General features: G+C 72.0%; 21 protein-coding genes. 10 read left to right on the top strand and 11 right to left on the bottom strand.

Annotated elements, in window-relative coordinates; translation table 11 throughout:
- Nucleotides 1-69 precede the first annotated feature (69 nt).
- On the bottom strand, nucleotides 70-978 hold the full coding sequence (locus AB0F82_RS03810; protein ID WP_362623619.1) for an endonuclease/exonuclease/phosphatase family protein: 909 nt from the start codon (nucleotides 976-978) through the stop codon (nucleotides 70-72).
- 172 nt (nucleotides 979-1,150) lie between these two features.
- On the opposite strand from AB0F82_RS03810, the gene AB0F82_RS03815 reads away from it, so the two are divergent.
- A complete protein-coding gene (locus tag AB0F82_RS03815) occupies nucleotides 1,151-1,804 on the top strand; it encodes a lipoprotein (RefSeq protein ID WP_362623622.1) in 654 nt (217 codons plus the stop codon).
- 199 nt (nucleotides 1,805-2,003) lie between these two features.
- On the opposite strand, the gene AB0F82_RS03820 is transcribed toward AB0F82_RS03815, so the two are convergent.
- A complete protein-coding gene (locus AB0F82_RS03820; RefSeq protein WP_362623625.1) occupies nucleotides 2,004-3,119 on the bottom strand; it encodes an AI-2E family transporter in 1,116 nt (371 codons plus the stop codon).
- Between AB0F82_RS03820 and AB0F82_RS03825 the strand changes: the two genes are divergently transcribed.
- The 4 genes from AB0F82_RS03825 (at nucleotide 3,118) to AB0F82_RS03840 (ending at nucleotide 5,548) form a co-directional block, all read left to right on the top strand.
- On the top strand, nucleotides 3,118-3,258 hold the full coding sequence (locus AB0F82_RS03825) for a hypothetical protein (protein ID WP_362623627.1): 141 nt from the start codon (nucleotides 3,118-3,120) through the stop codon (nucleotides 3,256-3,258). The genes AB0F82_RS03820 and AB0F82_RS03825 overlap by 2 nt on opposite strands.
- Nucleotides 3,259-3,674: 416 nt before the next feature.
- Nucleotides 3,675-3,881 carry a hypothetical protein gene (locus AB0F82_RS03830; RefSeq protein ID WP_362623630.1) on the top strand — a complete coding sequence of 69 codons (207 nt, stop codon included), beginning with the start codon at nucleotides 3,675-3,677 and terminating at the stop codon, nucleotides 3,879-3,881.
- A 200-nt stretch (nucleotides 3,882-4,081) separates the two neighbouring features.
- Nucleotides 4,082-4,369, top strand: a complete 288-nt coding sequence (locus tag AB0F82_RS03835; RefSeq protein ID WP_362623633.1) for a hypothetical protein — start codon at nucleotides 4,082-4,084, stop codon at nucleotides 4,367-4,369.
- Nucleotides 4,370-5,107: 738 nt separating this feature from the next.
- A complete protein-coding gene (locus AB0F82_RS03840; protein WP_362623636.1) occupies nucleotides 5,108-5,548 on the top strand; it encodes an STAS domain-containing protein in 441 nt (146 codons plus the stop codon).
- 86 nt (nucleotides 5,549-5,634) lie between these two features.
- Here the strand turns inward: AB0F82_RS03840 and sigJ are convergent, their stop codons facing one another.
- Nucleotides 5,635-6,579 (bottom strand): RNA polymerase sigma factor SigJ, encoded by a 945-nt coding sequence (gene sigJ / locus AB0F82_RS03845; protein ID WP_362623639.1) that lies wholly within the window; start codon nucleotides 6,577-6,579, stop codon nucleotides 5,635-5,637.
- A gap of 168 nt (nucleotides 6,580-6,747) precedes the next feature.
- On the opposite strand from sigJ, the gene AB0F82_RS03850 reads away from it, so the two are divergent.
- Complete coding sequence (locus AB0F82_RS03850) at nucleotides 6,748-7,155, top strand: hypothetical protein (RefSeq protein WP_362623642.1); 408 nt, start codon at nucleotides 6,748-6,750, stop codon at nucleotides 7,153-7,155.
- Nucleotides 7,156-7,214: 59 nt separating this feature from the next.
- On the opposite strand, the gene AB0F82_RS03855 is transcribed toward AB0F82_RS03850, so the two are convergent.
- Together AB0F82_RS03855 and AB0F82_RS03860 are read right to left on the bottom strand one after the other, a co-directional pair.
- Complete coding sequence (locus AB0F82_RS03855) at nucleotides 7,215-7,424, bottom strand: hypothetical protein (RefSeq protein ID WP_362623645.1); 210 nt, start codon at nucleotides 7,422-7,424, stop codon at nucleotides 7,215-7,217.
- A 423-nt stretch (nucleotides 7,425-7,847) separates the two neighbouring features.
- A complete protein-coding gene (locus tag AB0F82_RS03860; RefSeq protein WP_362623648.1) occupies nucleotides 7,848-9,710 on the bottom strand; it encodes a hypothetical protein in 1,863 nt (620 codons plus the stop codon).
- Between the two features lie 522 nt (nucleotides 9,711-10,232).
- Between AB0F82_RS03860 and AB0F82_RS03865 the strand changes: the two genes are divergently transcribed.
- Nucleotides 10,233-10,607, top strand: coding sequence for a hypothetical protein (locus AB0F82_RS03865; RefSeq protein ID WP_030848047.1), 375 nt, complete (start codon nucleotides 10,233-10,235; stop codon nucleotides 10,605-10,607).
- Between the two features lie 201 nt (nucleotides 10,608-10,808).
- Nucleotides 10,809-11,165, top strand: coding sequence for an ArsR/SmtB family transcription factor (locus tag AB0F82_RS03870; RefSeq protein ID WP_030817872.1), 357 nt, complete (start codon nucleotides 10,809-10,811; stop codon nucleotides 11,163-11,165).
- A 102-nt stretch (nucleotides 11,166-11,267) separates the two neighbouring features.
- On the opposite strand, the gene AB0F82_RS03875 is transcribed toward AB0F82_RS03870, so the two are convergent.
- Nucleotides 11,268-12,881, bottom strand: coding sequence for a phospholipase (locus tag AB0F82_RS03875; protein WP_362623652.1), 1,614 nt, complete (start codon nucleotides 12,879-12,881; stop codon nucleotides 11,268-11,270).
- 184 nt (nucleotides 12,882-13,065) lie between these two features.
- On the opposite strand from AB0F82_RS03875, the gene AB0F82_RS03880 reads away from it, so the two are divergent.
- Complete coding sequence (locus AB0F82_RS03880; protein ID WP_362623654.1) at nucleotides 13,066-13,965, top strand: NAD-dependent protein deacetylase; 900 nt, start codon at nucleotides 13,066-13,068, stop codon at nucleotides 13,963-13,965.
- A gap of 29 nt (nucleotides 13,966-13,994) precedes the next feature.
- Here AB0F82_RS03880 and AB0F82_RS03885 read toward each other — a convergent pair whose 3' ends face one another.
- The gene (locus AB0F82_RS03885) at nucleotides 13,995-14,333 is read right to left on the bottom strand and encodes a lysine transporter LysE (protein ID WP_362623657.1); all 339 of its coding nucleotides are present in this window, start codon (nucleotides 14,331-14,333) and stop codon (nucleotides 13,995-13,997) included.
- A 181-nt stretch (nucleotides 14,334-14,514) separates the two neighbouring features.
- Here AB0F82_RS03885 and AB0F82_RS03890 point away from each other — a divergent pair, with 181 nt between their 5' ends.
- Complete coding sequence (locus AB0F82_RS03890; RefSeq protein WP_362624386.1) at nucleotides 14,515-14,973, top strand: VOC family protein; 459 nt, start codon at nucleotides 14,515-14,517, stop codon at nucleotides 14,971-14,973.
- Between the two features lie 518 nt (nucleotides 14,974-15,491).
- Here the strand turns inward: AB0F82_RS03890 and AB0F82_RS03895 are convergent.
- The 4 genes from AB0F82_RS03895 to AB0F82_RS03910 form a co-directional block, all read right to left on the bottom strand.
- Nucleotides 15,492-17,924, bottom strand: coding sequence for a SpoIIE family protein phosphatase (locus AB0F82_RS03895; RefSeq protein ID WP_436842030.1), 2,433 nt, complete (start codon nucleotides 17,922-17,924; stop codon nucleotides 15,492-15,494).
- Nucleotides 17,925-18,047: 123 nt separating this feature from the next.
- Nucleotides 18,048-18,395 (bottom strand): hypothetical protein, encoded by a 348-nt coding sequence (locus AB0F82_RS03900; protein ID WP_362623662.1) that lies wholly within the window; start codon nucleotides 18,393-18,395, stop codon nucleotides 18,048-18,050.
- A 222-nt stretch (nucleotides 18,396-18,617) separates the two neighbouring features.
- The gene (locus tag AB0F82_RS03905) at nucleotides 18,618-19,028 is read right to left on the bottom strand and encodes a hypothetical protein (RefSeq protein ID WP_362623665.1); all 411 of its coding nucleotides are present in this window, start codon (nucleotides 19,026-19,028) and stop codon (nucleotides 18,618-18,620) included.
- 96 nt (nucleotides 19,029-19,124) lie between these two features.
- Nucleotides 19,125-19,265, bottom strand: coding sequence for a hypothetical protein (locus AB0F82_RS03910; RefSeq protein WP_362623668.1), 141 nt, complete (start codon nucleotides 19,263-19,265; stop codon nucleotides 19,125-19,127).
- Nucleotides 19,266-19,323: the final 58 nt, after the last annotated feature.

Genomic DNA, 19,323 nt, shown 5'->3' on the forward strand with positions numbered 1-19,323 from the left:
TCGCCCGCCCCGCCGGAAACGGTCTCCGCGCGCGATCGGCCGGGACGTGGCACACCGACCGGTGACGACCTAGCCCCGGTTCAGGTCGGTGTACAGCAGGTGGTGGTCCGAGTGCGGGCTGGGGCGGACGTGGTGCGTGCCCGGGGTGATGCCGCGCAGGAACACGTAGTCGAACTTGCTGTCCCAGTCGGTGGTCGCCGTGCAGGCCTCAGCGTCGGCATCGGTGGTCGACGGGCGGCATCCGGGGTCCGTGTCCGTGGCCAGGGCCCACATCGGGGCGAGTTCGGGCGCGTGCGGCGCGGCGTTGAAGTCACCGATGACGATCGCCCGGTCGTGGCGGGCGACTTCCGCGGCGAGCACCTCCGTCTGCCCGGCCCGCACCTCGCCCTGCCGGCGCTCGGCGAGGTGGGTGTTGAAGACGCGGACGGGCCGTCCGCCCACCAGCGTGGTGACGGCCAGGTAACCGCGGTCCTCGGAGCCGCCGACGGGGTATTCGACGCTCTGCCGGTCCGTCATCGGCGCCGCCGAGAGGATCGCCTGGCCGTAGCCGCCCGGCCGCCACGGCAGCCCCCCGCAGCGGTTCCAGTTCCGCAGGACCGTCCCGTACTCGACCCGGTAGACCAGTCCGTAGGCCTCCTCCAGGTACCTGCGGATCCGCTCGACGTCACGTACGCACGCCTCCTGCAGGGCGATGACCTGCGGCGCGTACGTGGCGATCTCCGTCGCCCGACCGAAGTCGTGCTCGCGCCCGCACGGGTTGCAGATGTTCCACGTGCCGACCCGCTCCGGTACGACCGCCTCGGCAGCGTCGGACGGCAGCGGTCCGGCGAGGGGGAGCCCACCCCCCGGTGCGCGGGGGCCTTGGAGCATCACGATGCAGACCGCTGCCATCGCGGCCGCGGCCCACCGCGCGCCCCTGCTCAGCACGATCGCCTCCCCGGAGTGGACGCACATCATCACACGCTGCCCTCCGGCCATTGCCGAGGGACCGCCTCGCGGTGCGGTCGGATTACCCCGTGGCCGTTCGCCGTCGGCCCGCACCTCGACTGGCAACCGTGGGGCCGTGACCTGCTACGTTGTCCGTTCTTGTGCTGTCAGGCGCTACGGGTGGGGGATACGGGCTATGCGGAGCGGACCGGCGCGAGCAGCGATGCGTGCAATCGGGGTGGCTGCCCTGGTGGTGGGAGTGACGGCTTGCGGGCCGTCGGAACAGCAGAAGGCTACAGCCGCGGGCGGTGCGCAGGATCCGAAGCCGGCGGCGAGCGCGGGCGCGAGTGCGGGAACGGCGGGCGCCGCCATGGCCGCCGGTTCCGTCGGCGGCGACGGAACCCCGTGCCCCCTGCCCGTCTCCTTCGACCTGGCCAAGGGCTGGCAGCCGAAGGCCGTCACGCATGCCGAGGACGACCAGTTCGCCGCCCTCTTCGAGCAGGGCGGGACGTCCCTCGCCTGCGAGATCGACGCCAAGCCGACCGGGAACATCGGCTTCTTGCGCGTCTGGGTCGCCGACAAGCCGGCCGCCCCCGGAGACGCCCTCAAGGTGCTCGAAGCGTTCATGGCCGGTGAGAAGGTCCAGGGCGCGCCGGTCTACACCGACCTGAAGGCCGGCAGCGCCGCGCTGCCCGCCGTCCAGGCCTCGTACGAGACGGCTCCTTTGGACGAGCCCAAGAAGGAGAGCGCCTTCGCCGCGGTAACTCCGGGCGGCAGGGCGGTCGTCATCCAACTGGGCGGGCTGGACAGCGACGAGCACGAGCAGATGCTGCCTGCCTTTCGACTGGCGCAGCAGTCCCTGAAGGCCGCCGACTAGGGCTTGTGCGATGTCGTGATCACTCGGTGCGGACGGCCGACCGGCAGACGGACCCGCACCCTTTTGAGCACGGGAAGGACTGCGGGCTGTCCGGGGCCTGCCTGTCCGGGGCCTGCCCGGTGGTCACGACGAACGCGAGGGGACGGCATCTGCGGTCTGACGGCCCGGAGCATCTACCAGCTGGTCGCCTGACGCGGTCCTATGAAGCGGCGGGCGCCGCGGGAAGCCCTTCACCGGCTTCCGGCTCGTGCGGTGGTTCGCTGAGCTGGTCGCGCAGGTAGTTCCAGACGACGGCGATGAGTGCGGCCACCGGTACGGCCAGCAGGCTGCCCACGACGCCGGCCAGGCTGCCGCCCAAGGTGACTGCCAGCAGCACCACTGCCGCGTGGAGACCGAGGCTGCGGCTCTGGATCATGGGTTGGAACACGTTTCCTTCGAGCTGCTGCACCGCGACGATGATGGCCAAGACGATCAGCGCGTCTGTCAGACCGTTCGACACCAGCGCGATGAGCACCGCCACCAGGCCGGCGAACAGAGCTCCCACAATCGGCACGAACGCGGAGACGAACGTCAGAACGGCCAACGGCAGCACCAGGGGCACGCCCACGATCCACAGGCCAACACCGATGAACACGGCGTCGAGGAGCCCGACGAAGGCCTGGGACCGGACGAACGAACCGAGGGTCTGCCAGCTGCGTGCGGCCACGACCGGAATGTCAGTGGCGAGGCGGCCCGGGAGTTGACGGGTGAGCCAGGGCAGGAAGCGGGGGCCGTCCTTGAGGAAGAAGAACATCAGGAAGAGCGCCAGGACGGCGGTGATCAGGCCGTTGAAGACGGTGCTCACCCCCGTGGCGACGGTGGAGACCGCGCTGCCGACGCTGTTCTGGAGGCGGTCCATCGCGGCGTCGGAGGCACCGGTGATCTGGTCGTCGCCAATGTTCAGCGGCGGCCCGGCCGCCCACTCCCGCAGTCGTCGGATGCCCTCGGTGACGCCGTCGACCAGTTCGCCCGACTGGGAGGCCACGGGGACGGCGATCAGTGCCACGATGCCCGCGGCCGCCAGCAGGGACAGCACGGTCACCACGGAGGCCGCCAGCGCGGGCGGCCAGCCCCGCCGACGCAGGAATGCGGCCAGGGGCCAGGTCAGCGTGGTGAGGAACAGGGCGATTATGAGGGGCCAGACGACCGACCACATCCGGCTCAGAACCCACAGGGTCGCCGCCGCCATGACCGCGACCACCAGCAATTCGGCGGAAACCCGTGCCGAGGTGCGGAGCGCGGCAGCGGCCTTCGCGGAACTCAGAATGGCAGACATGACGTCACCCTATTCACACCCGCTCGGCATCCGGACAGGGGGCGGCCCGGTCAACCTGTGGAGCGTCCACGTTGCCGTGGTGACCGAGCGGCAACTCGTCACGGTGCACGACGACGGCGGCGGCCTCGACGGCGCGTAGGCGAAGAAGGGCGACGGGGCCGTTGATGGCATCATCGCGGGCTACGGGGGCGTTCACCGGAGTGCGTGAAGGACGAGGACAGCCGGCAGTGCGCCAACTCCATCAGCCTGATCCGTGATGGGGTGAACCGCCACGGCGGCACCCATTGCATGGCCGGCCCCGGCGACCGCCCGTTCAGGTAGCCGCGCAGAGCACCCCCGCCACGTACCCGTGCCACGTTGGGCGCAGGCTCCACGCCTCGCGAGGCCGTGCATATCCCGCTCCGATGCACGACGTCGCGGAGGATCAGCCCCCGAGCGGGTGTCCGGCCCGCCTCGCGGCCCTCCCGGGCAGCGCCCATGCTGAGTAGTAGGGCACTTTCGGCCTGAGGGCTGTCCTGCCACAGGGCCGTGCAAGGCGCCCGTGAGGAGGAAGCCATGCGTGTCCGCAGAACGCTGGGCCTCGTCCTGGCCGCAGCAACCCTCGCCGGAGCGGGCGCCGTCGGTGCCGTCAGCGCTCAGGCCGCCGCGTCTCCCACCATCACCAGGCAGGAGTGCACGGACGCGGGCGGGACGATCAAGTCGGTCCCGTACGGCGGTGAATCCTGCACCCTGCCCGACGGAACCAGCCACAAGATCACCTGACGGGGCAGTCCCCCTCCGCCTCGTCCGGGGGCCGGGCGCTCATGCGGCGTCGGGTCCGCAGCGCGTGACGGCCGTCGGCCAACGGTCTGCGACCCAGGTGGCGGGCGACGCCGAGGCGTGAACAGGGTTGTCGCACAACGGACTTCGAGAGGGGCTGGAAGCAGCTCGGCTACGAACTACTTGCAAGTACGCTGACCCGCATGACCGATACCAGCACGAATGACGAGCAGGTGTACGACGACCTGCGTGCCCTGACGGACCAGTACATGCAGGCGGTCCGTACGCGCCTCGCCGAGATCGAGTCCCCGCTCATCCGTGAACGCGGCGCCCGGCTGGTCACCGACGCACTGCTCACCGGCGCCAAGCAGGCCAAGCTCATACGCAGCGCCGCCGTGGGCGAGTTGAAGCAGGGCCGCACCCTCAAGCAGGTCGCGGAACTGACCGGTCTCTCCGTGCCGCGGGTCGACCAGCTGCTCAAGGCGAAGTAGCCGGGATACACCGCTGCGCCCGCCCGAAGGGGGCCCGAGGATGCACTCTCGGGGCCCCTTCGCCTGCGTCGCGGCGGACCGCGGTGCGCTGTGGGCCGCGCCGGCGGGCCGGTCGCGGCGGTGCGTGGCGGCGCGTGGCGTGGAGGGCGGCGGTGGCCGCGGGGGCGGCGGCGAGGAGTCCTGCCGTCAGGAATCCGTCGCGCGAGCGCCAGGAGAGAACCGCCCAGCGGGACCGTGCGGACAGCAGCGAGCCCGTACTGAGCCGGGACCCGGGCGGAGAGGAGTGAGAGGGAGGAGCCGATGGACGCGGCCGAGAGGGCGGAGACCCCCGATCCGACGGACGGTACCGCGCCGGCGGAGTCGATCGGCAGGACCGGGTCCGTTCGGGGGGCAGGCCCGGCCCGGCCGCACGCCCCGGCCCCCGGCGGGGCGCCGGTCGGCCCGGCGCCGGTTCCGCGACGCCGTCACCGGGCGTGGCGGCCCGGGTCGCCGGTGGGGCGAACGATCCGCCTTCCAGCAGGACTGCCGCGAGGACCCCTGGCTGACCTTGCGGGTCTGACTTACAGGGTTTCGGCGGCGGGCGGGCCGGCGGGCGGGCCGCTCCCCCGGTCCCTCCGGCCACCCACTGCCTCATCCGAGTGGCACCTTTCCCCCTTCCGGGGATATGGGCTGGTCACATGGGGTGAATGGGGCGTGCCGCGCGTTTCCCGACACCCTGCGGGAGGCGTTGATGAGGATGTGAATACCTCAAGCACCGCCCCGATACTGCGCGCCCCTCTCGCGACCGAGGCGCCGCCCATCGTGCACGACTCGGACGCGGACACCGCGCCCGGCGTCATACTGATCCGCTGCTGCACCACCCTCGGCGCCACCCTGGTCGTCCACCTCGCAGGCGAGATCGACCACTTCAGCGCCGCTCCGCTCCGGACGTTCCTGGCCTCGGCGGCCGACAACGGCATCACCGGCCTGGTGCTGGACTGCTCGCGGGTCACCTTCTGCGACTCCGGTTTCCTGGCCGCCCTGGACTGCTGGCCCCGCCAGGGACGCCGCCTCAGGCTCACCCATCGGTCCCGCGCCGTGGAGCGCCTCCTGCGCGCGGCAGCCGCTGCGTCACCGCTTCCCCACAGGCCCTTGATCCACGCCCAGCAGACTCCCCCGCGCCTGGGACCCACGGGGTAGGCGACGGCCGGGCGGTGGGGTCCGCGGCAACCCGTGAGCCCCACCACCCGGGCGCAGGCCCAGGCACAGGCCAGGCGATCCTGCGCTCAGCCCTCCGTCCACGCCCGGAGCTTCTCCGGGTTGCGGACCGCCCAGATGCGGATGACGCGGCCACCGTTGATGTCGAACGCGGCCACCGTCACCGGTACGCCGGTGTGTTGGGCGACGAGACCGGGCCGGCCGTTGACTGTGCGCTCCACCAGCTCCAGCCCTCGGGCCTTGTCGGCGATGTGGATCAGGTACTGGGCGATGCTCTCGGCGCCCTCAACGGGGCGCAGGACCGTACCGACCATGCCGCCGCCGTCGGCGGTCATGACGGCGTCGGGGTCGAGGAGGCCGACGAGGGCCTTGATGTCCCGGGACTCCCACGCCTCCTTGAAATGCCGTACCAAAGCGGCCTGCCCGGCGACCGGGGCCGCCGGTGTGCGTCCGGCGCTGATGCGCCGCCGGGCCGATGACGCCAGTTGCCGACAGGCCGCGGGCGTACGGCCGACGATCTCCGCGACGTCGGCGAAGGGGTAGCGGAAGACGTCGTGCAGGATGAACGCGACGCGTTCGGCCGGTGTCATGGCCTCCAGGACGACGAGGAAGGCCATGTTCACCGACTCGTCGAGGGTGACCTGGTCCGCGGGGTCCCCCGGCGCGCGGCCGCCGCCCGCTGCCCCGCCGGCGAGCCACTCCCCGCGGTCGGGCAGCGGTTCGGGTATCCACGCGCCGACGTAGCGCTCGCGCCGCGCCCGCGCCGAACCGAGCACGTCCAGGCAGATGCGGCCGGCCACCTTCGTCAGCCAGGCTCCGGGCGACTCGATGGCCTCCTGCTGCTCCCGCGACATCGCGTACCAACGGGTGTACGTCTCCTGCACGACGTCCTCGGCCTCGGCCAGTGAACCGAGCAGGCGGTAGCCGAGATCGATCAGTTGGCGCCGTTCGCCGACGATCACGTCCAGGTCCGGTGTGGACTCGTCGTGCCGGGGCTCTGATGGGGTGCTCATGGTCGCGCCTGCTCCCTCGCTGGTCTCATCGGCTTCTCTCGACCGCTCCGACGAGACAGGTCACCGAATGGTGAGGCCGGGCACCGCCTCACATTTCGCGGGCCTGCGTCGTCGGATCGTCGGGACACCAATGATTCACAGCCGAAAGGCAGAAGGAGACACCGCATCATGGCCGTGCAGACAACGACAGCACCCGGCAGGTTCACGTTCCAGCAGATCGCGATCGGCTTGCAGTCCTTGGCCCTGCTCTTCCAGGCGGCCACCGCCGGGCTGTTGCTGTCCACGTCCTACGGCGAGGTGCTGCACGATGTCGGGGCGCGGGTGATGTACGGCGCGTCGATGCTGCACGTGCTCGCGGCGGTACTGGCATGGCGGCCGGGCGGCGGATCGCCGCGTCCTGTCCTGCACGCGTCCGGCTTCCTCGCACTCGCCTCGCTGCAAGTGGTCCTCGGCATCGCGCACATGCCGGGACTCCACGTTCCGTTGGGCGTCGTGATGTTCGCCCTGAGCGTGCTGGCACTGCACCAGTCGCTGTCAACCCCGGCTGTCCGCAACGCCTTTCGCGCCACCCCGTGAGCGCGGCCTGCCCGGCCGGAGCGGACCGGGCAGGCCGGGCAGGCCGAAGGGGCCACGGATCAGCCGAAGCTGCGCCGGTGTTCCCGGGTCTGCTGCGGTGGGATGTTGCGCAGCCGGCGAGCGGTAGGCCGCCCCGGGCCGGTCCTGCGCGGATCCTCGTCACCGGATCGGCCTGCGGTCTGGTCGGGTTGCGCGGGTGCCACCGCCGGGACGAGCGCGATCACAGCGATGACCGCCGCCACCACGACGAGGATGACTGCAATGCTCACGGACATGAATCCCGCCTTTCGCCTTGACCTTTACACCTTGTGGCTACTCAGCGTTTCCAATATCCCAATGATTAAACACGGTAAGTGATGCGAGGGCGGGCGTCCTTCGCGTAGGGATCACAGGGCGGGGCGGGGGCGGCGAGGTCTCCGGAGCCGCCCCGGGCGGTGGCGGTGGCCGTGGACGTGAACGTAGCCGTGGACCTCGACGTAGCCGTAGCCGTGGCTGCGGGGGCGAAGGCCAGCAGGAGGCACACGGTACCGAGGGCACTCGGCGTTCCCGTCCGCAGCCTGACGGCTTGGGGACACCTGGTCACAGGACTCGCCTCCGGCTGGTGAGGGGCTGACGCGCAGCACACCTCCATCCCACCTCCAGCGCGCGCTGATCGCACGTCGTCCGCCGCGGGCCGTGGCGCGTGGGGAGGCTCACGTGAGCGAGAGCAGGCTCCGGGCCAGGGTGCGCAGTTCCTCGTCGGGGTGGACGTCGGCGAAGGGGATCGCCGGGAGCAGGCGCAGCGGCGAGAAGGCGAAGGAGCGGAGGGTGGGCCGCAGTTCCTCGGGGACCTGGCCGATCGCGGCGAGGGCCCTGAGAGCGCACAGCCCGACCGGGGTGGCTCCGATCAGTGCGGCGAGGATCGGGACGGCACGCTGCGGGGAGCCGGTGACCTTGTGGTGGGCCTCGGCGGCCGCCATCCGGGTCCACTCGTACCTGGCCGTCAGCAGCGGCTCGATGAGCGGCAGCAGCGGAGCGGCGGCGCTGCCGAGCGCCTGGAGGCTGCTGAGGTGCCAGTGGACCGGGCCCTGCCCCGACAGCAGGCCCTCGAAGACGCGCAGTGCAGGATCGGCGTCACCGGTCAGCTGGTGGAGGGCCAGGGCCGCCGCGGCGCTGAGCGAGGGGTCGGTGCTCTGCGCGGCCTCGTGCAGCAGGGAGGTGGTCTCCGGCGTCGCGACGCCGCCCCGGCCGATCCGGCGGGCGGCCACGACGGCCGCGCGACGGGTGCGGAGGCAGTCGAGGAGCTCCGGCTGTGCCTGGCGCGCGGCGGTACCGGACCGCGTCAGGGCATCGATCAGTGCGATGGCCTCGTTGCCGGTGGCCCCGTCGGCCAGCGTGCGGCGTACGAGGGGAACCAGCCGGTCGGCGGCCTCGGGGAAGGACGTGGCGGCCGCTCTGAGCGTCTGCGGTCCGGGGTTGCGCAGCACCAGTTCCAGGGCGCGGGGGTCGCGCGAGCGCACCAGGGCGAGGAGCGCGGGTGCGGCGGTCTCCTCCTCCGTGTGGGCGTAGTGGTGCAGCGTGTCCCTCAGGTCGGCGCCGGGTTCGGGCAGGCGCTCGACCCACTCGCTGATGGTGGTGAGGCACCGGGCGGATCCGCGGGTGTCCCGCTGGTGCGGCAGGGCGGCGAGCAACAGGCCCAGTACCTGGGGCTCCCGGTCGCGCCAGGTCTCCAGGATGTCCCGGCCGAGCCAGGATCCGCGCGAACCGAGGTCCCCGGCCGCGATCCAGCGGGCGGCCGCGGTGAGGCCGGCGTCCACGTCGCGAGTGAGCAGGCGGGTGAGGTGCTCGTCGGACGACCAGGTGCCCGTCCAGGGGAAATCGTCACCCCCCGGATCGGGTTCGGCCCCGTCCTCGGCGAGGACGTCCACCAGCCGCTTCTCGTACGGCGGCCCGGACCGCTCGGCGGCGAGCATGGCAGCGGCCAGCCTGACCTCGGTGAACGGGCTGTCGTACGCCTCGACCTCGCGGCCGAACCGGCTCAGGGCGACGAGGGCGTCCGCCCGTACCACCGCGACGGGATCGGTGGCGTACAGCTCGTCGACCCGGTGTTCCGCCGTGGCCCGCACCTCGGCCGGCAGCAGCCGGGCCACGGTGGCGACCACGCGGAGCGCCGCTCTGCGCACCGCCCGCGCGGGGTCGCCCAGGCAGGGCAGCAGGTCCGGGAGCACCCGGGCCAGCTCGGCGCAGATCGCGGCGACCGAACTGCCGGGCCAGTGCGGCGACTCGGTGTCCTCCGGGTCGTGGTCGGCGAGGACGGCGAGCAGCATCAGCAACTCGTCGCGTCTGCCGGGGGCGTGGAGCACGGCGTGGGCGAGGAAGGGGACGGCGGGTGCGGAGGCCGGGTAGACGGTGCCCTGGTGGTGGATGTTTCCGTAGAGCTCGTGGATCGCCTCTTCGGCCGTGTCGCCGTCGTCCGCGTAGAGCGCCCTGATCAGGTCGGGGACGTCCGCGGCCGGGCCGTAGGCGTGGGTCAGGTCGTGCCACCGGACGTGGTCCAGTTCGGCCGGAGATCTCATGGTGGGCGCTCCTCGGTGATCAAGTGTGCCGACCGTACCGATCACCACTGACAACACGGTGGCGTACCTGCTGGGAGATGTGCCGAACTGCCGCCTGACATCACGGCTGCACTGCGACGGACTGTGGTGGCCGACGCGGTGGGCGACCGCGGTGACATCCCCGCAAGGGCATGGAGCCAACCGGCACATGTCGGCCAAACCCAGCTACCAGCGTTTCTGTTGCGGCAGTTGGTGCCGCCGAAGCTCGCCGTCGCCGGGCGGGTCGGCGCTGAGCTGCGCGGACCCGCTCCCGCGGCCTCGCGTCCGGCTCGCGAGGGCCTCCTGGTACGGCGCCGACTGCCCGGCATTTTCGGGCAGTCGGGTGACCGTGGGCTCGCACCCTAGCGGATGGAGGTCCATATCCTGCCGGAATACCTGATGTTCGCCACGTCCCCGGCGTCCGGCGCGTAGCGTCCCCCCGTCCAACCCCGGCCGGAGATGGGAAGCCGGTCAGGGCCGTGAAGAAACGAGGAGGCTGCAACGATGGTGAATGTGGAGACATCCCTCAAAGAGGCGATGACCTCGATCGAGGGGAGCGTGGGAGCCGCGCTGGTCGACTACACGAGTGGCATGGCCCTGGGCACCCTGGGGGGCGGCAAGGACCTCGACCTGACGGTCGCCGCCGCCGGGAACACCGATGTGATCCGGGCGAAGGCCCGCACCATGGAGATGCTGGGCATCAAGGAGGACATCGAGGACGTACTGATCACCCTCGGCAGCCAGTACCACCTCATCCGGCTGCTCAAGGGGCGCGGGGGCAACGGCCTGTTCCTGTACATCGTCCTGGACAAGGCCAAGTCGAACCTGGCGATGGCCCGGCACCAGCTCAAGCGCATCGAAGCGGACCTGGAACTCTAGTCGCCTTCCTGTACCCCGACTCTTTTTTTTGCCCACGAGTTGAAGAAATCTTCAACTCGGCACATCCGAATGTGGTCACCGAAGAGTGGGGCGGGGCCGGGGTACAGGACAATGGCTGGTCATGGTCACCGGGGGCGGGCACGGCGGAAACGGGCGCCGTCCCCGTCCATTGGTCAGAACCCGGGGTAGGAGCGTTGCCACATGCAGGTCCCGCTGTACCAGGCCAAGGCGGAGTTCTTCCGGATGCTCGGACACCCCGTCCGCATCCGTGTGCTCGAACTCCTCCAGAACGGCCCCGTACCCGTGCGCGAGCTGCTGAACGAGATCGAGATCGAACCGTCCAACCTCTCGCAACAACTCGCGGTGCTGCGCCGATCCGGCATCGTGATCTCCATACGCGACGGCTCGACGGTCAGTTACGCCCTCGCCGGCGGCGACGTGGCGGAACTCCTGCGGGCCGCACGGCGCATCCTCACCGAGCTGCTGGTCGGACAGAGCGAGCTGCTCGCCGAACTCCGCGATGCCGACACGTCGGTCCACACGGGTCCCCCGCTGTAGGCCGGCCGGACACACCGCCGGGGCACCTCGAAGGGGCCCGGGCGGCGCGGGATGTCAGCTCTGGCAGGCGTCGGCCGTTGCAGGCGTCAGCCGTGGCCCGCGTCAGCTCTGGCAGAGGCCGCGGGCGTAGTCGTACGTCGCGGTGGTCTGGGAGTAGCGCCACTGCGGGTCCAGCAGGTCGCTCTTGAGCTGTGCGGCCGCGGTCGGGCTCTCGACGACGTAGCCGAAGTCCTGCAGCCACGACGGGTACAGGTTCTTGGAGCCGATGTAGAAGGCCGACCCGTCCACCGAGACCAGCTTGTGGTGCTGGGCGTAGGGCTTGCCGTCCGCCCAGGTCGGCTGGTCGGAGGCCCGGAACGTGGCCAGCTGAAGGTTCTCGCAGAGGGCCGTCCGAGCCCGGCCGCCGTCACCGGTCAGGGCCGCCACCCGGCCGCGGAGGGCGTCGCTCACCTCGGAGAGCGACTTGATCTGCGAGTAGCCGCCGCTGCCGATCGTGCCGCGGTTCGCCGGGTCGCTCACCACGATGCGGACCTTCACGCCGGAGACGAGCTTCGCGGCGAGGGCGTCGTAGAGGCGTACGTCGTAGCGGGGCAGGGGCGGGCAGGTGGCGTGCACGTCCTGCTGGGAAATCTCGATGTGCGAGGCCGCACTGGAGACGAGGGCGCGCAGGGCGCTCTCCTCCGGGTTGACGGTGTCGTAGTCCCGGTCGGCGTTGGTCTTGTCGGGCACCCCGATCCCGCACCTGGTGTCGCCGGCCGCCGGCAGGACGGGGCGGAAGGACGAGGCGGGGTCGTTCTGGCGGATGCCGACGCCGAGGCCGCCGACGGCGAGCGCGGGTACGCTGCCGCCGCCCTCCGGAGCGGCGGGCCGGGGCAGGGAGGGCATGCAGTCCGCGCCGGGCGAGGCGGCGAACCAGACCGAGCTCCAGTTGCCCTTGTTGCGGCAGGTCCAGTCCCACAGGGAGTCCAGGTAGCGGCCCGCGGAGCCGGCGGCGGGCCCCGACAGCGCGAGGTCGACGTCGCTGACCGGGTGGGTGGTGTCGAGGTAGTCGTCCTTCCAGCTGTTGATGCCCCCGGTGATCACCGAACCGCCGTCCACCACGACCAGCTTGGAGTGGTTCCAGGAGAAGGAGGTCTTCGAGGTGGTCATGGAGGCCACGTTGAGGGTGACGTTGGCCGCGGCGGCCGGCCCGAGCTTCGCGAGCAGCTCGTCGCGGTAGGACGAGGGGATCACCGTGGAGTGGTAGATGGGCGCGGCACCCACCATGATGCGGACCTTGAGCCGGTTGCCCTTCTGGGCGGACTCCTTCAGGCCCGCGACGATCGCGTCCTGGTAGCCGCCGTTGGGGAAAGGCGCCAGCGTCGATATGTCCACCGTCTGCCAGGCGCCGGCGATGTCCTGGCGCATCTTCTCCAGGAGGCGGCGCGATCCGGGCCGATCGGTGCACGCGGCGTCGCCCCAGCAGCCGGGGGTCTGGAGGAGCCAGTCGGCGCCGCCGGGGGTGGAGGAGCCGAGCCGGTTGCCGGAGGTGCGTTCCCAGACCGAGCCCTCCAGGCCCGGCGAGACCTGACGCAGGGTCTGCTCGACGGAGTCCAGGTGCGGTGTGGGCGCTTCCGCGGCGTACGCGGGGGCGGTGGCGGTGGCGCCGAGGAGGGAGAAGCCGAGCGCGAGGGCCGGGGTGGAGACGAGGGCCGCCGTACGGACGGTGCGTGCCAATGTGGTTCCTTGACTGGGGGGTGGCTCGGGCCGTGAGCGCGGGTCGGCCGCGCCTAGGACCTTGATCAACTCGCGCAAGTTACCAGCCCGTAGCCTCCTGTCCACCCACCTCGGGCGAGTTCCGGCCACCGGGGCGGCAGCGGGCACTGAGCCGGTGTCCGGCCGGTTTCCGTACCCTGGTTGCATGCGCATGCGCCCCACCCTGAGCTGGACGCCCACCGAGGACCTGCGGCCCGGCAGCACGGATCCGGAGCCGGTGGCCGAGGCACTGGGCGCCGGCGGTGTGCTGGTGCTCAGCGGGGCGGGCATCTCCACGGAGTCGGGCATCCCCGACTACCGGGGTGAGGGCGGGAGCCTGCGCAGGCACACGCCGATGACCTACCAGGAGTTCACGGGAAGCGCGCAGGCCCGGCGCCGGTACTGGGCGCGCAGCCACCTCGGATGGCGCACCTTCGGCCGGGCCGGGCCCAACGCCGGACACCGGGCCGTCACGGCGTTCGGGCGGCACGGGCTGCTCTCCGGGGTGATCACGCAGAACGTCGACGGCCTGCACCAGGCCGCCGGCAGCGACGACGTGGTGGAACTCCACGGAAGCCTGGACCGGGTCGTGTGCCTGTCCTGCGGCGCTTCCGGCTCGCGCCGTGACCTCGCGCGACGGCTGGAGCAGGTGAACGCCGGCTTCGAGCCGCTGGCCGCCCGCCTGAACCCGGACGGTGACGCCGACCTCACCGACGAACAGGTCGGGGACTTCTCCGTGGTGCCGTGCGCGCAGTGCGGGGGCTTCCTCAAGCCGGACGTGGTGTTCTTCGGCGAGACGGTCCCCCCGGGGCGGGTCGAGCGCTGCCGCGAACTGGTCGACGGTGCGACCTCGCTGCTGGTCCTGGGCTCTTCACTGACGGTGATGTCCGGCTTGCGGTTCGTACGCCAGGCGGCGCAGGCCGGCAAGCCGGTACTGATCGTCAACCGGGACCCCACCCGGGGCGACCGCCACGCCGTCACCCGCCTCACCCTCCCCCTGGGCACAGCCCTCACCACCCTGGCCGCCCGCCTGGGCATCCCGGTGGACGCCGGAACGTCACCCTGACGTTCGGCGCCGCGTCGCTTCTGCGGCGTTCACGGGCAGTCGCAGCCGGTGGCGTAGAACAACAGGTAGGCGGCGGTCGCGGCGGTCAGGAGGAAGCCGAACGAGGTCACGGCCGCGAGCCCTCGACGGCCGCGGCCCTTCGCCGGGGCGCGGAAGGCAGTCCAGGCGCCGTGGGCGAGGGCCAGGCTCAGGAGTCCGGCGCCCGCGAGGGTCACGCGAGGGCTGAAGGACCAGCTCAGGTGGGCGATCAGAACCAGCGCGCCGAGCACGGCGCAGGCGAGCAGGCTCAGGAGCACCTCGGCCACCACTTCGCCCACCGTCTCCACCAGGAAGTCGCTGACTCCCTTCGCCACCCTGCGGACGCCCACGGCTCCCCCGTCGTGTGTCTGCCGCGGCCCTGCGCGCGGCCCCGGCACGTAGGACCCGTGAAGGGCCCGGAAGGTTGCCGGGCACCGTGCCGAGGAGGTCCGGGCCAGGTCATGGGGACATGCGCCATCATGGGGAGTTGCGTCACCGGTGCCTGAGGGAGGAGGGAGGGCGATGTCCGACATGCCGTCAGCCGGCCCCGAGCCGCGGCCGGCGTCCGGCACGGCTCGGCCTGTCGGCGGGATGCTGCACCATGTCGAGATCTGGGTGCCCGACCTCGGCAGGGCCGTCGCCTCCTTCGGCTGGCTGCTGGAGGCCCTCGGCCACACGCCGTTCCAGAGCTGGAGCGGCGGACGGAGCTGGCGGCTCGGAGCGACGTATCTGGTGTTCGAGCAGTCCCCGGCGCTCACGGCCGACCGACATGACCGGTGCCGGCCCGGGCTGAACCACCTGGCCTTCCACGTGGAGGACCAGGAGACGGTGGAGGCCCTGGCGGCAGAGGCCCGCCAGCACGGCTGGAGTCTGCTGTTCCCCGATCGCCACCCGTACGCGGGCGGCCCGGGGAGTTACGCCGCGTACCTGGTGAACGCCGACGGCTTCGAGGTCGAACTCGTCGCCGTCAGCCATCCCCGACCCGGGTGACCGCCCCCGGCGAAGCCGGCTGCCGCACAATGGCCCGCCATGACCGACCCGTTGGGGGCCGTACCCCGGTTCGCCCCGGCGTAGGCGGCCTGCCGGCACTGTGGCAGCTGCGGCAGACCCCTCAGACGGTGACGTCGGCCCGAACGGGGGCCGTGCGATCGCACGGCTCGGCTGCGGCGAAGACCGCCGTACGCAGGTCATCGAAGCCCGTGCGTACCGCACCCCAGGGCGAGCAGGGCCGACAGCCCGATGGTCCGCCGGCCGCCCTGCTCCTGCCCTCCGCCGGGGCGATCGAGATCCAGGCTCGCCATCTCGCAGCCGGCCCGACCGACCTGGCGGTGACGCGAAGACCGACACCCGCTGGCGCGACTGCTGTGGGCCGAGCGGGGCGACGGACCCGATCTGGCGTGTGCGGAGTGCGCGGCGCAGTTGGGGCTGTGGACCGGTGGCTGCTGCACGTGGCGGGACGTGGTGCTGAACGGGCGCCTCGTCACCGCTCCCCCTCACAGTGACCCGCGTCAGCCGGTCGGGGCGTGCCAGGGGATTTCGGCCCAGACCTGTTTGCCGCCGCTGAGGGGGACCGAGCCCCAGGCCATTGCCGTCGCCTCGACGATGAGCAGGCCGCGGCCGCCCGTCGACTCCCAGCTCACCGACACCGGTTTGACGGGGCTGCGCGGCGACGCGTCGTTCACGGCGATGCGCAGCCGGTCCGTCGACAGGGTCAGGTCCATTCCCACCTCGCCCTGCGTGTGCGCGATGGCGTTGGTGACCAGTTCGGACACGATCAGCAAGGCCGTGTCGAGTTCCTCCACCACTCCCCAGGACCGCAGCATGCGCGCCGTGAAGCGGCGCGCATGCAATACCGCCTTGGGCAGCCGCCACACCGTCCAGTGGCTCCGCTTGGGCCGGCCTCGGGTGCCGTCGTAGCGCAGCAGCAGGAGCGCCACGTCGTCGTCGCGCCGGCCCACGCCCATGACCAGCTCGTCGGCGACGCCTCCTGCGTCGGCCGGGTCGGCCTCGACGAGGCTCTCGCACACCCGCCGCATGCCCTCCTCCAGGGGCAGCCGGGCGGACTCGACCAGGCCGTCCGTCAGCAGGACGAGCAGGGTTCCGGGAAGCAGCCCCGTCTCGGTCATCGGGAACTCGGCTTCGGCGAGCACGCCCAAGGGCGGCCCGCCCTCGACCGCCATCTCCTCGGTGACCCCGTCGGGGTGGCGCACCACCGGCGGCAGGTGGCCGGCCCTCACGACCCTGGCGATGCCCTCCTCCATGTCGAGGTCCACGTACGTGCACGTGGCGAAGAGGTCGGTCTCCATGCCGACGAGCAGGCGGTTGGCGCGGGCGACCACCACGTCGGGCGGGTGGCCCTCCACCGCGTAGGCCCTGACCGCCGTGCGCATCTGGCCCATGATGGTGGCGGCTCCGGCGCTGTGCCCCTGTACGTCCCCGATGACGAACGCCACGTGACCGTCGCCGAGCGGGATGACGTCGTACCAGTCGCCGCCGACCTCGAGCCCCGCGGTCGCGGGCAGGTAGCGGGCGACGGCGACGCCGCCCGGCAGCTCCGGGAGCTTGCGGGGCAGCAGGCTGCGCTGGAGCATGGTGGCGAGTTCGTGGCGCGCGTCCAGTGCGTGGGCGCGTACGAGGGCCTGCCCCACCAGTCCGGCGGTCGCGGTGAGCAGTGACCGCTCCTCCGGTGCGAACCGGTGCTCCTCGTCCCAGCCCACGAGGCACACCCCGATCATCCTGCCTTCGGCGGGCAGCGGGAGCACCGCGAGGCCGCCGGGGCCGACGCCCAGGAGGCCGGGCTCAAGTGCCGCGCCCGGCGGCCACAGGCTCATGTGACCGGCGCGGAGCGCGCTCTGCAGGGTGGGCAGGTCGCCGAGGGACACGTCGGGCCACTCGGAGCGCCATTCCGCGCGCCAGACCTCGGGCCAGGCGTCCGGCTCCGGGGGGTCGAGGGCGGTGACGATGAGGCGCTCGGGCTCCAGTTCCCCGACCGCGACCCGGGAGGCGCCGAGCGGCTCGCGCAGGGCGGCGACCGCCAGCCGGCTGACCTCCCGGATGGTCGCGGCTCCCGCGAGGGTCGCCGACAGGCGCTGGACGAGGGAGACCTCGTCGGCGCTGGGCCGCAGGTAAGAGGCGTCGGCGACCACGCCGAGGACGCGCCGCGGTGTGCCGTCGGGGTCCACCTCCACCCGGCAGCGCAGCCCCAGCCAGCGCAGCTCGCCGTTCGGGCGGCGGATACGGAACGCCAGCTGCTGTCCGTTGGCGGCCAGCCGGTCGGGCTCCACGACGGCCATCAGGGCCGGCATGTCGTCGGGGACGGCGCAGGCGAGCAGGCTCTCCACCTGCCCGTCGAACTGCTCGGGAGACAGGCCGAGCAGTTCCAGCACGTGCGCGTGGGCCTCCATGCGGCCGGTGTCCAGGTCCAGGATGAAGGCGCCGCCCTGGTCGGGGACGAGTGACTGGACCAGGTGTGCCTGGGGGGCCCTGCGTCCGGCGAAGCGGGCCGCGACCGATTCGAGTCCGGCGGCCACCTGGTCGGCGTACAGCTCCAGGAGGCTGCGGTCGTCGGCGCTGAAGCCCTCGCCGACGTCGCCGGCGACGACGAGGCATCCGAGCTCCTGGTCGCCGTGTCCCAGGGGCAGGGCGCCCAGTGAGATCCTGGCCGGGGAGCTCGGGGCGCCGTTGCGGACCCGGGTGGGGAAGTGGTGGGGGTCCTCCTCGATGAACGCGGCGAGTTCCTTCGGCGTCAGCCACAACGGGCGGCCGGAGCGGAAGGCGTTGGCGGCGGGTGAGTGGCCGGCCACGGCGAGGATGGCCGGCAGTCCGTAGAGGACCCCGCGGTTTCCGGTCAGCTCGGCCAGATGGAGTTCCCTGTCCTGGTCGGCGGCCACGTAGACGGCGGCGAGCTGAGCCCCGCAGAACGCAAAGCGATGCCTGGTCACTGGCCGTGTCGCCTCCTCCCGAGGCCGTCCCGTCGAGCGCCGGGTCTCCCTCCATGCTGTCGCGCCCTGCACCCTTCGGGCGACTCGGGGGGCGACGGGGCGGCGAGTACGGAGCCCAGCGGGTCAGCGGTACAGCGCGACGAGCGAGGCGAGGAGGAGGGCGGCCGAGGCCGCGAGGGCCGGGGTCCGGTGGCGGTCCCACGCGGCCAGTGCGAGCGAACCGGCCCAGGCCGCGCCCACGAGGGTGGCGGCCCACCAGCCGGCGGCATCGTCCGCGGCGGCGAGCGGCAGCGGCGCCAGCAGGACGGTCGGCAGGACGACCGCGACCCGGGGCGCGATCTCCAGCCGTTTGTAGACGGCCATCAGGGTGATCAGGGCGGCCGTGAGGGTGAGGGTGAGGGTGAGGGTGAGGGTGAGGGGGACGGCGGCCCAGTCCCACAGGTCCAGCAGAGGCCGTCCGTCGTCGCGCACGCCTGCTCGTCGTGGCGCTCGAGCCAGGCGAAGAACCGCACGGCGGCGAAGGCGAGACCGCGCCGGTGGCGGCGGCCGCGGCCGCCCCGGGCAGGGCGGGCCGCCGGTCGTCCGGGTGCGGGAGGGGGTTCACGGGATGCGCGGGGATCATGGCCACAGCTTTGCGTCGTCGGTGGCCGGGGGCCTGAGTGCGCGTACTCAGGCCTCCGGATCAGTGGTCCGTCACTTGCCGGAAAGCGTCTGCTCCAGGGTGTCCGCGTAGACGCGGGCTCCCGCGGGCTTGGGGTGGAAGGACTGCATCGACGGCTTCGGTGCGTCCTCGTCCGCCTTCTCCCGGCCCGTCATCACGATGCCGTGGACGGTCTCGGGATTACCGCAGATCGCCTTGGTGTCGAATGTGCTCCGCGGGTCGGAGAACACCGCCCACGAGCCGACGTCCTGCGTGGCTCCCTTCATCTCGGTCGCGAGAGTGTCCGCCACGGTGCGGACCCAGTCATTCTCGCCGTTCTCATAGGCGCCGGGAAGGCAGCCGTGGTCCTTCTCCACCAGGCGCGGACAGCCCATGAGGACCACCTTCGCGTACGGCGCCCTGGTGTGGACGGCATTGAGCGTCTTGACGATCTGCGGCCGCACCGAGTCGTGCAGCCACTTCGGCGCCCAGTCCTTCAGATTCCCCGTCCTACCGCCGCTCTTCTCCCCGTTGGTGGGATCGATGTTGTCCAGCTCGGCTTACGGGCAGGTGGTCAGCGCGGGAATCGGGATGTCGATGCACTTGCCGATGACATCGGCGAAGCGTGCGTCGTTGCCACCGACGCTGAGCGTCACCAGCGTGGTGTTCTGGTCCAGGTATCCGGCGTTGATCTGGGCCACCTCGCCCGACTGGCCGTCGAAGAGGATGTTGAAGGTGCGGGCTCCGGCCGGGTCGCCC

This window comes from Streptomyces virginiae (genome assembly GCF_040638905.1).
In the GTDB taxonomy this organism is placed as follows: domain Bacteria; phylum Actinomycetota; class Actinomycetes; order Streptomycetales; family Streptomycetaceae; genus Streptomyces; species Streptomyces virginiae_B.

Coding starts and splice junctions, on each gene's coding strand:
- AB0F82_RS03810 (WP_362623619.1), bottom strand. CDS start 978: ATGGCCGGAGGGCAGCGTGTGATGATGTGCGTCCACTCCGGGGAGGCG.
- AB0F82_RS03815 (WP_362623622.1), top strand. CDS start 1,151: ATGCGTGCAATCGGGGTGGCTGCCCTGGTGGTGGGAGTGACGGCTTGC.
- AB0F82_RS03825 (WP_362623627.1), top strand. CDS start 3,118: ATGACGTCACCCTATTCACACCCGCTCGGCATCCGGACAGGGGGCGGC.
- AB0F82_RS03820 (WP_362623625.1), bottom strand. CDS start 3,119: ATGTCTGCCATTCTGAGTTCCGCGAAGGCCGCTGCCGCGCTCCGCACC.
- AB0F82_RS03830 (WP_362623630.1), top strand. CDS start 3,675: ATGCGTGTCCGCAGAACGCTGGGCCTCGTCCTGGCCGCAGCAACCCTC.
- AB0F82_RS03835 (WP_362623633.1), top strand. CDS start 4,082: ATGACCGATACCAGCACGAATGACGAGCAGGTGTACGACGACCTGCGT.
- sigJ (WP_362623639.1), bottom strand. CDS start 6,579: ATGAGCACCCCATCAGAGCCCCGGCACGACGAGTCCACACCGGACCTG.
- AB0F82_RS03850 (WP_362623642.1), top strand. CDS start 6,748: ATGGCCGTGCAGACAACGACAGCACCCGGCAGGTTCACGTTCCAGCAG.
- AB0F82_RS03860 (WP_362623648.1), bottom strand. CDS start 9,710: ATGAGATCTCCGGCCGAACTGGACCACGTCCGGTGGCACGACCTGACC.
- AB0F82_RS03865 (WP_030848047.1), top strand. CDS start 10,233: ATGGTGAATGTGGAGACATCCCTCAAAGAGGCGATGACCTCGATCGAG.
- AB0F82_RS03870 (WP_030817872.1), top strand. CDS start 10,809: ATGCAGGTCCCGCTGTACCAGGCCAAGGCGGAGTTCTTCCGGATGCTC.
- AB0F82_RS03880 (WP_362623654.1), top strand. CDS start 13,066: ATGCGCATGCGCCCCACCCTGAGCTGGACGCCCACCGAGGACCTGCGG.
- AB0F82_RS03890 (WP_362624386.1), top strand. CDS start 14,515: ATGCCGTCAGCCGGCCCCGAGCCGCGGCCGGCGTCCGGCACGGCTCGG.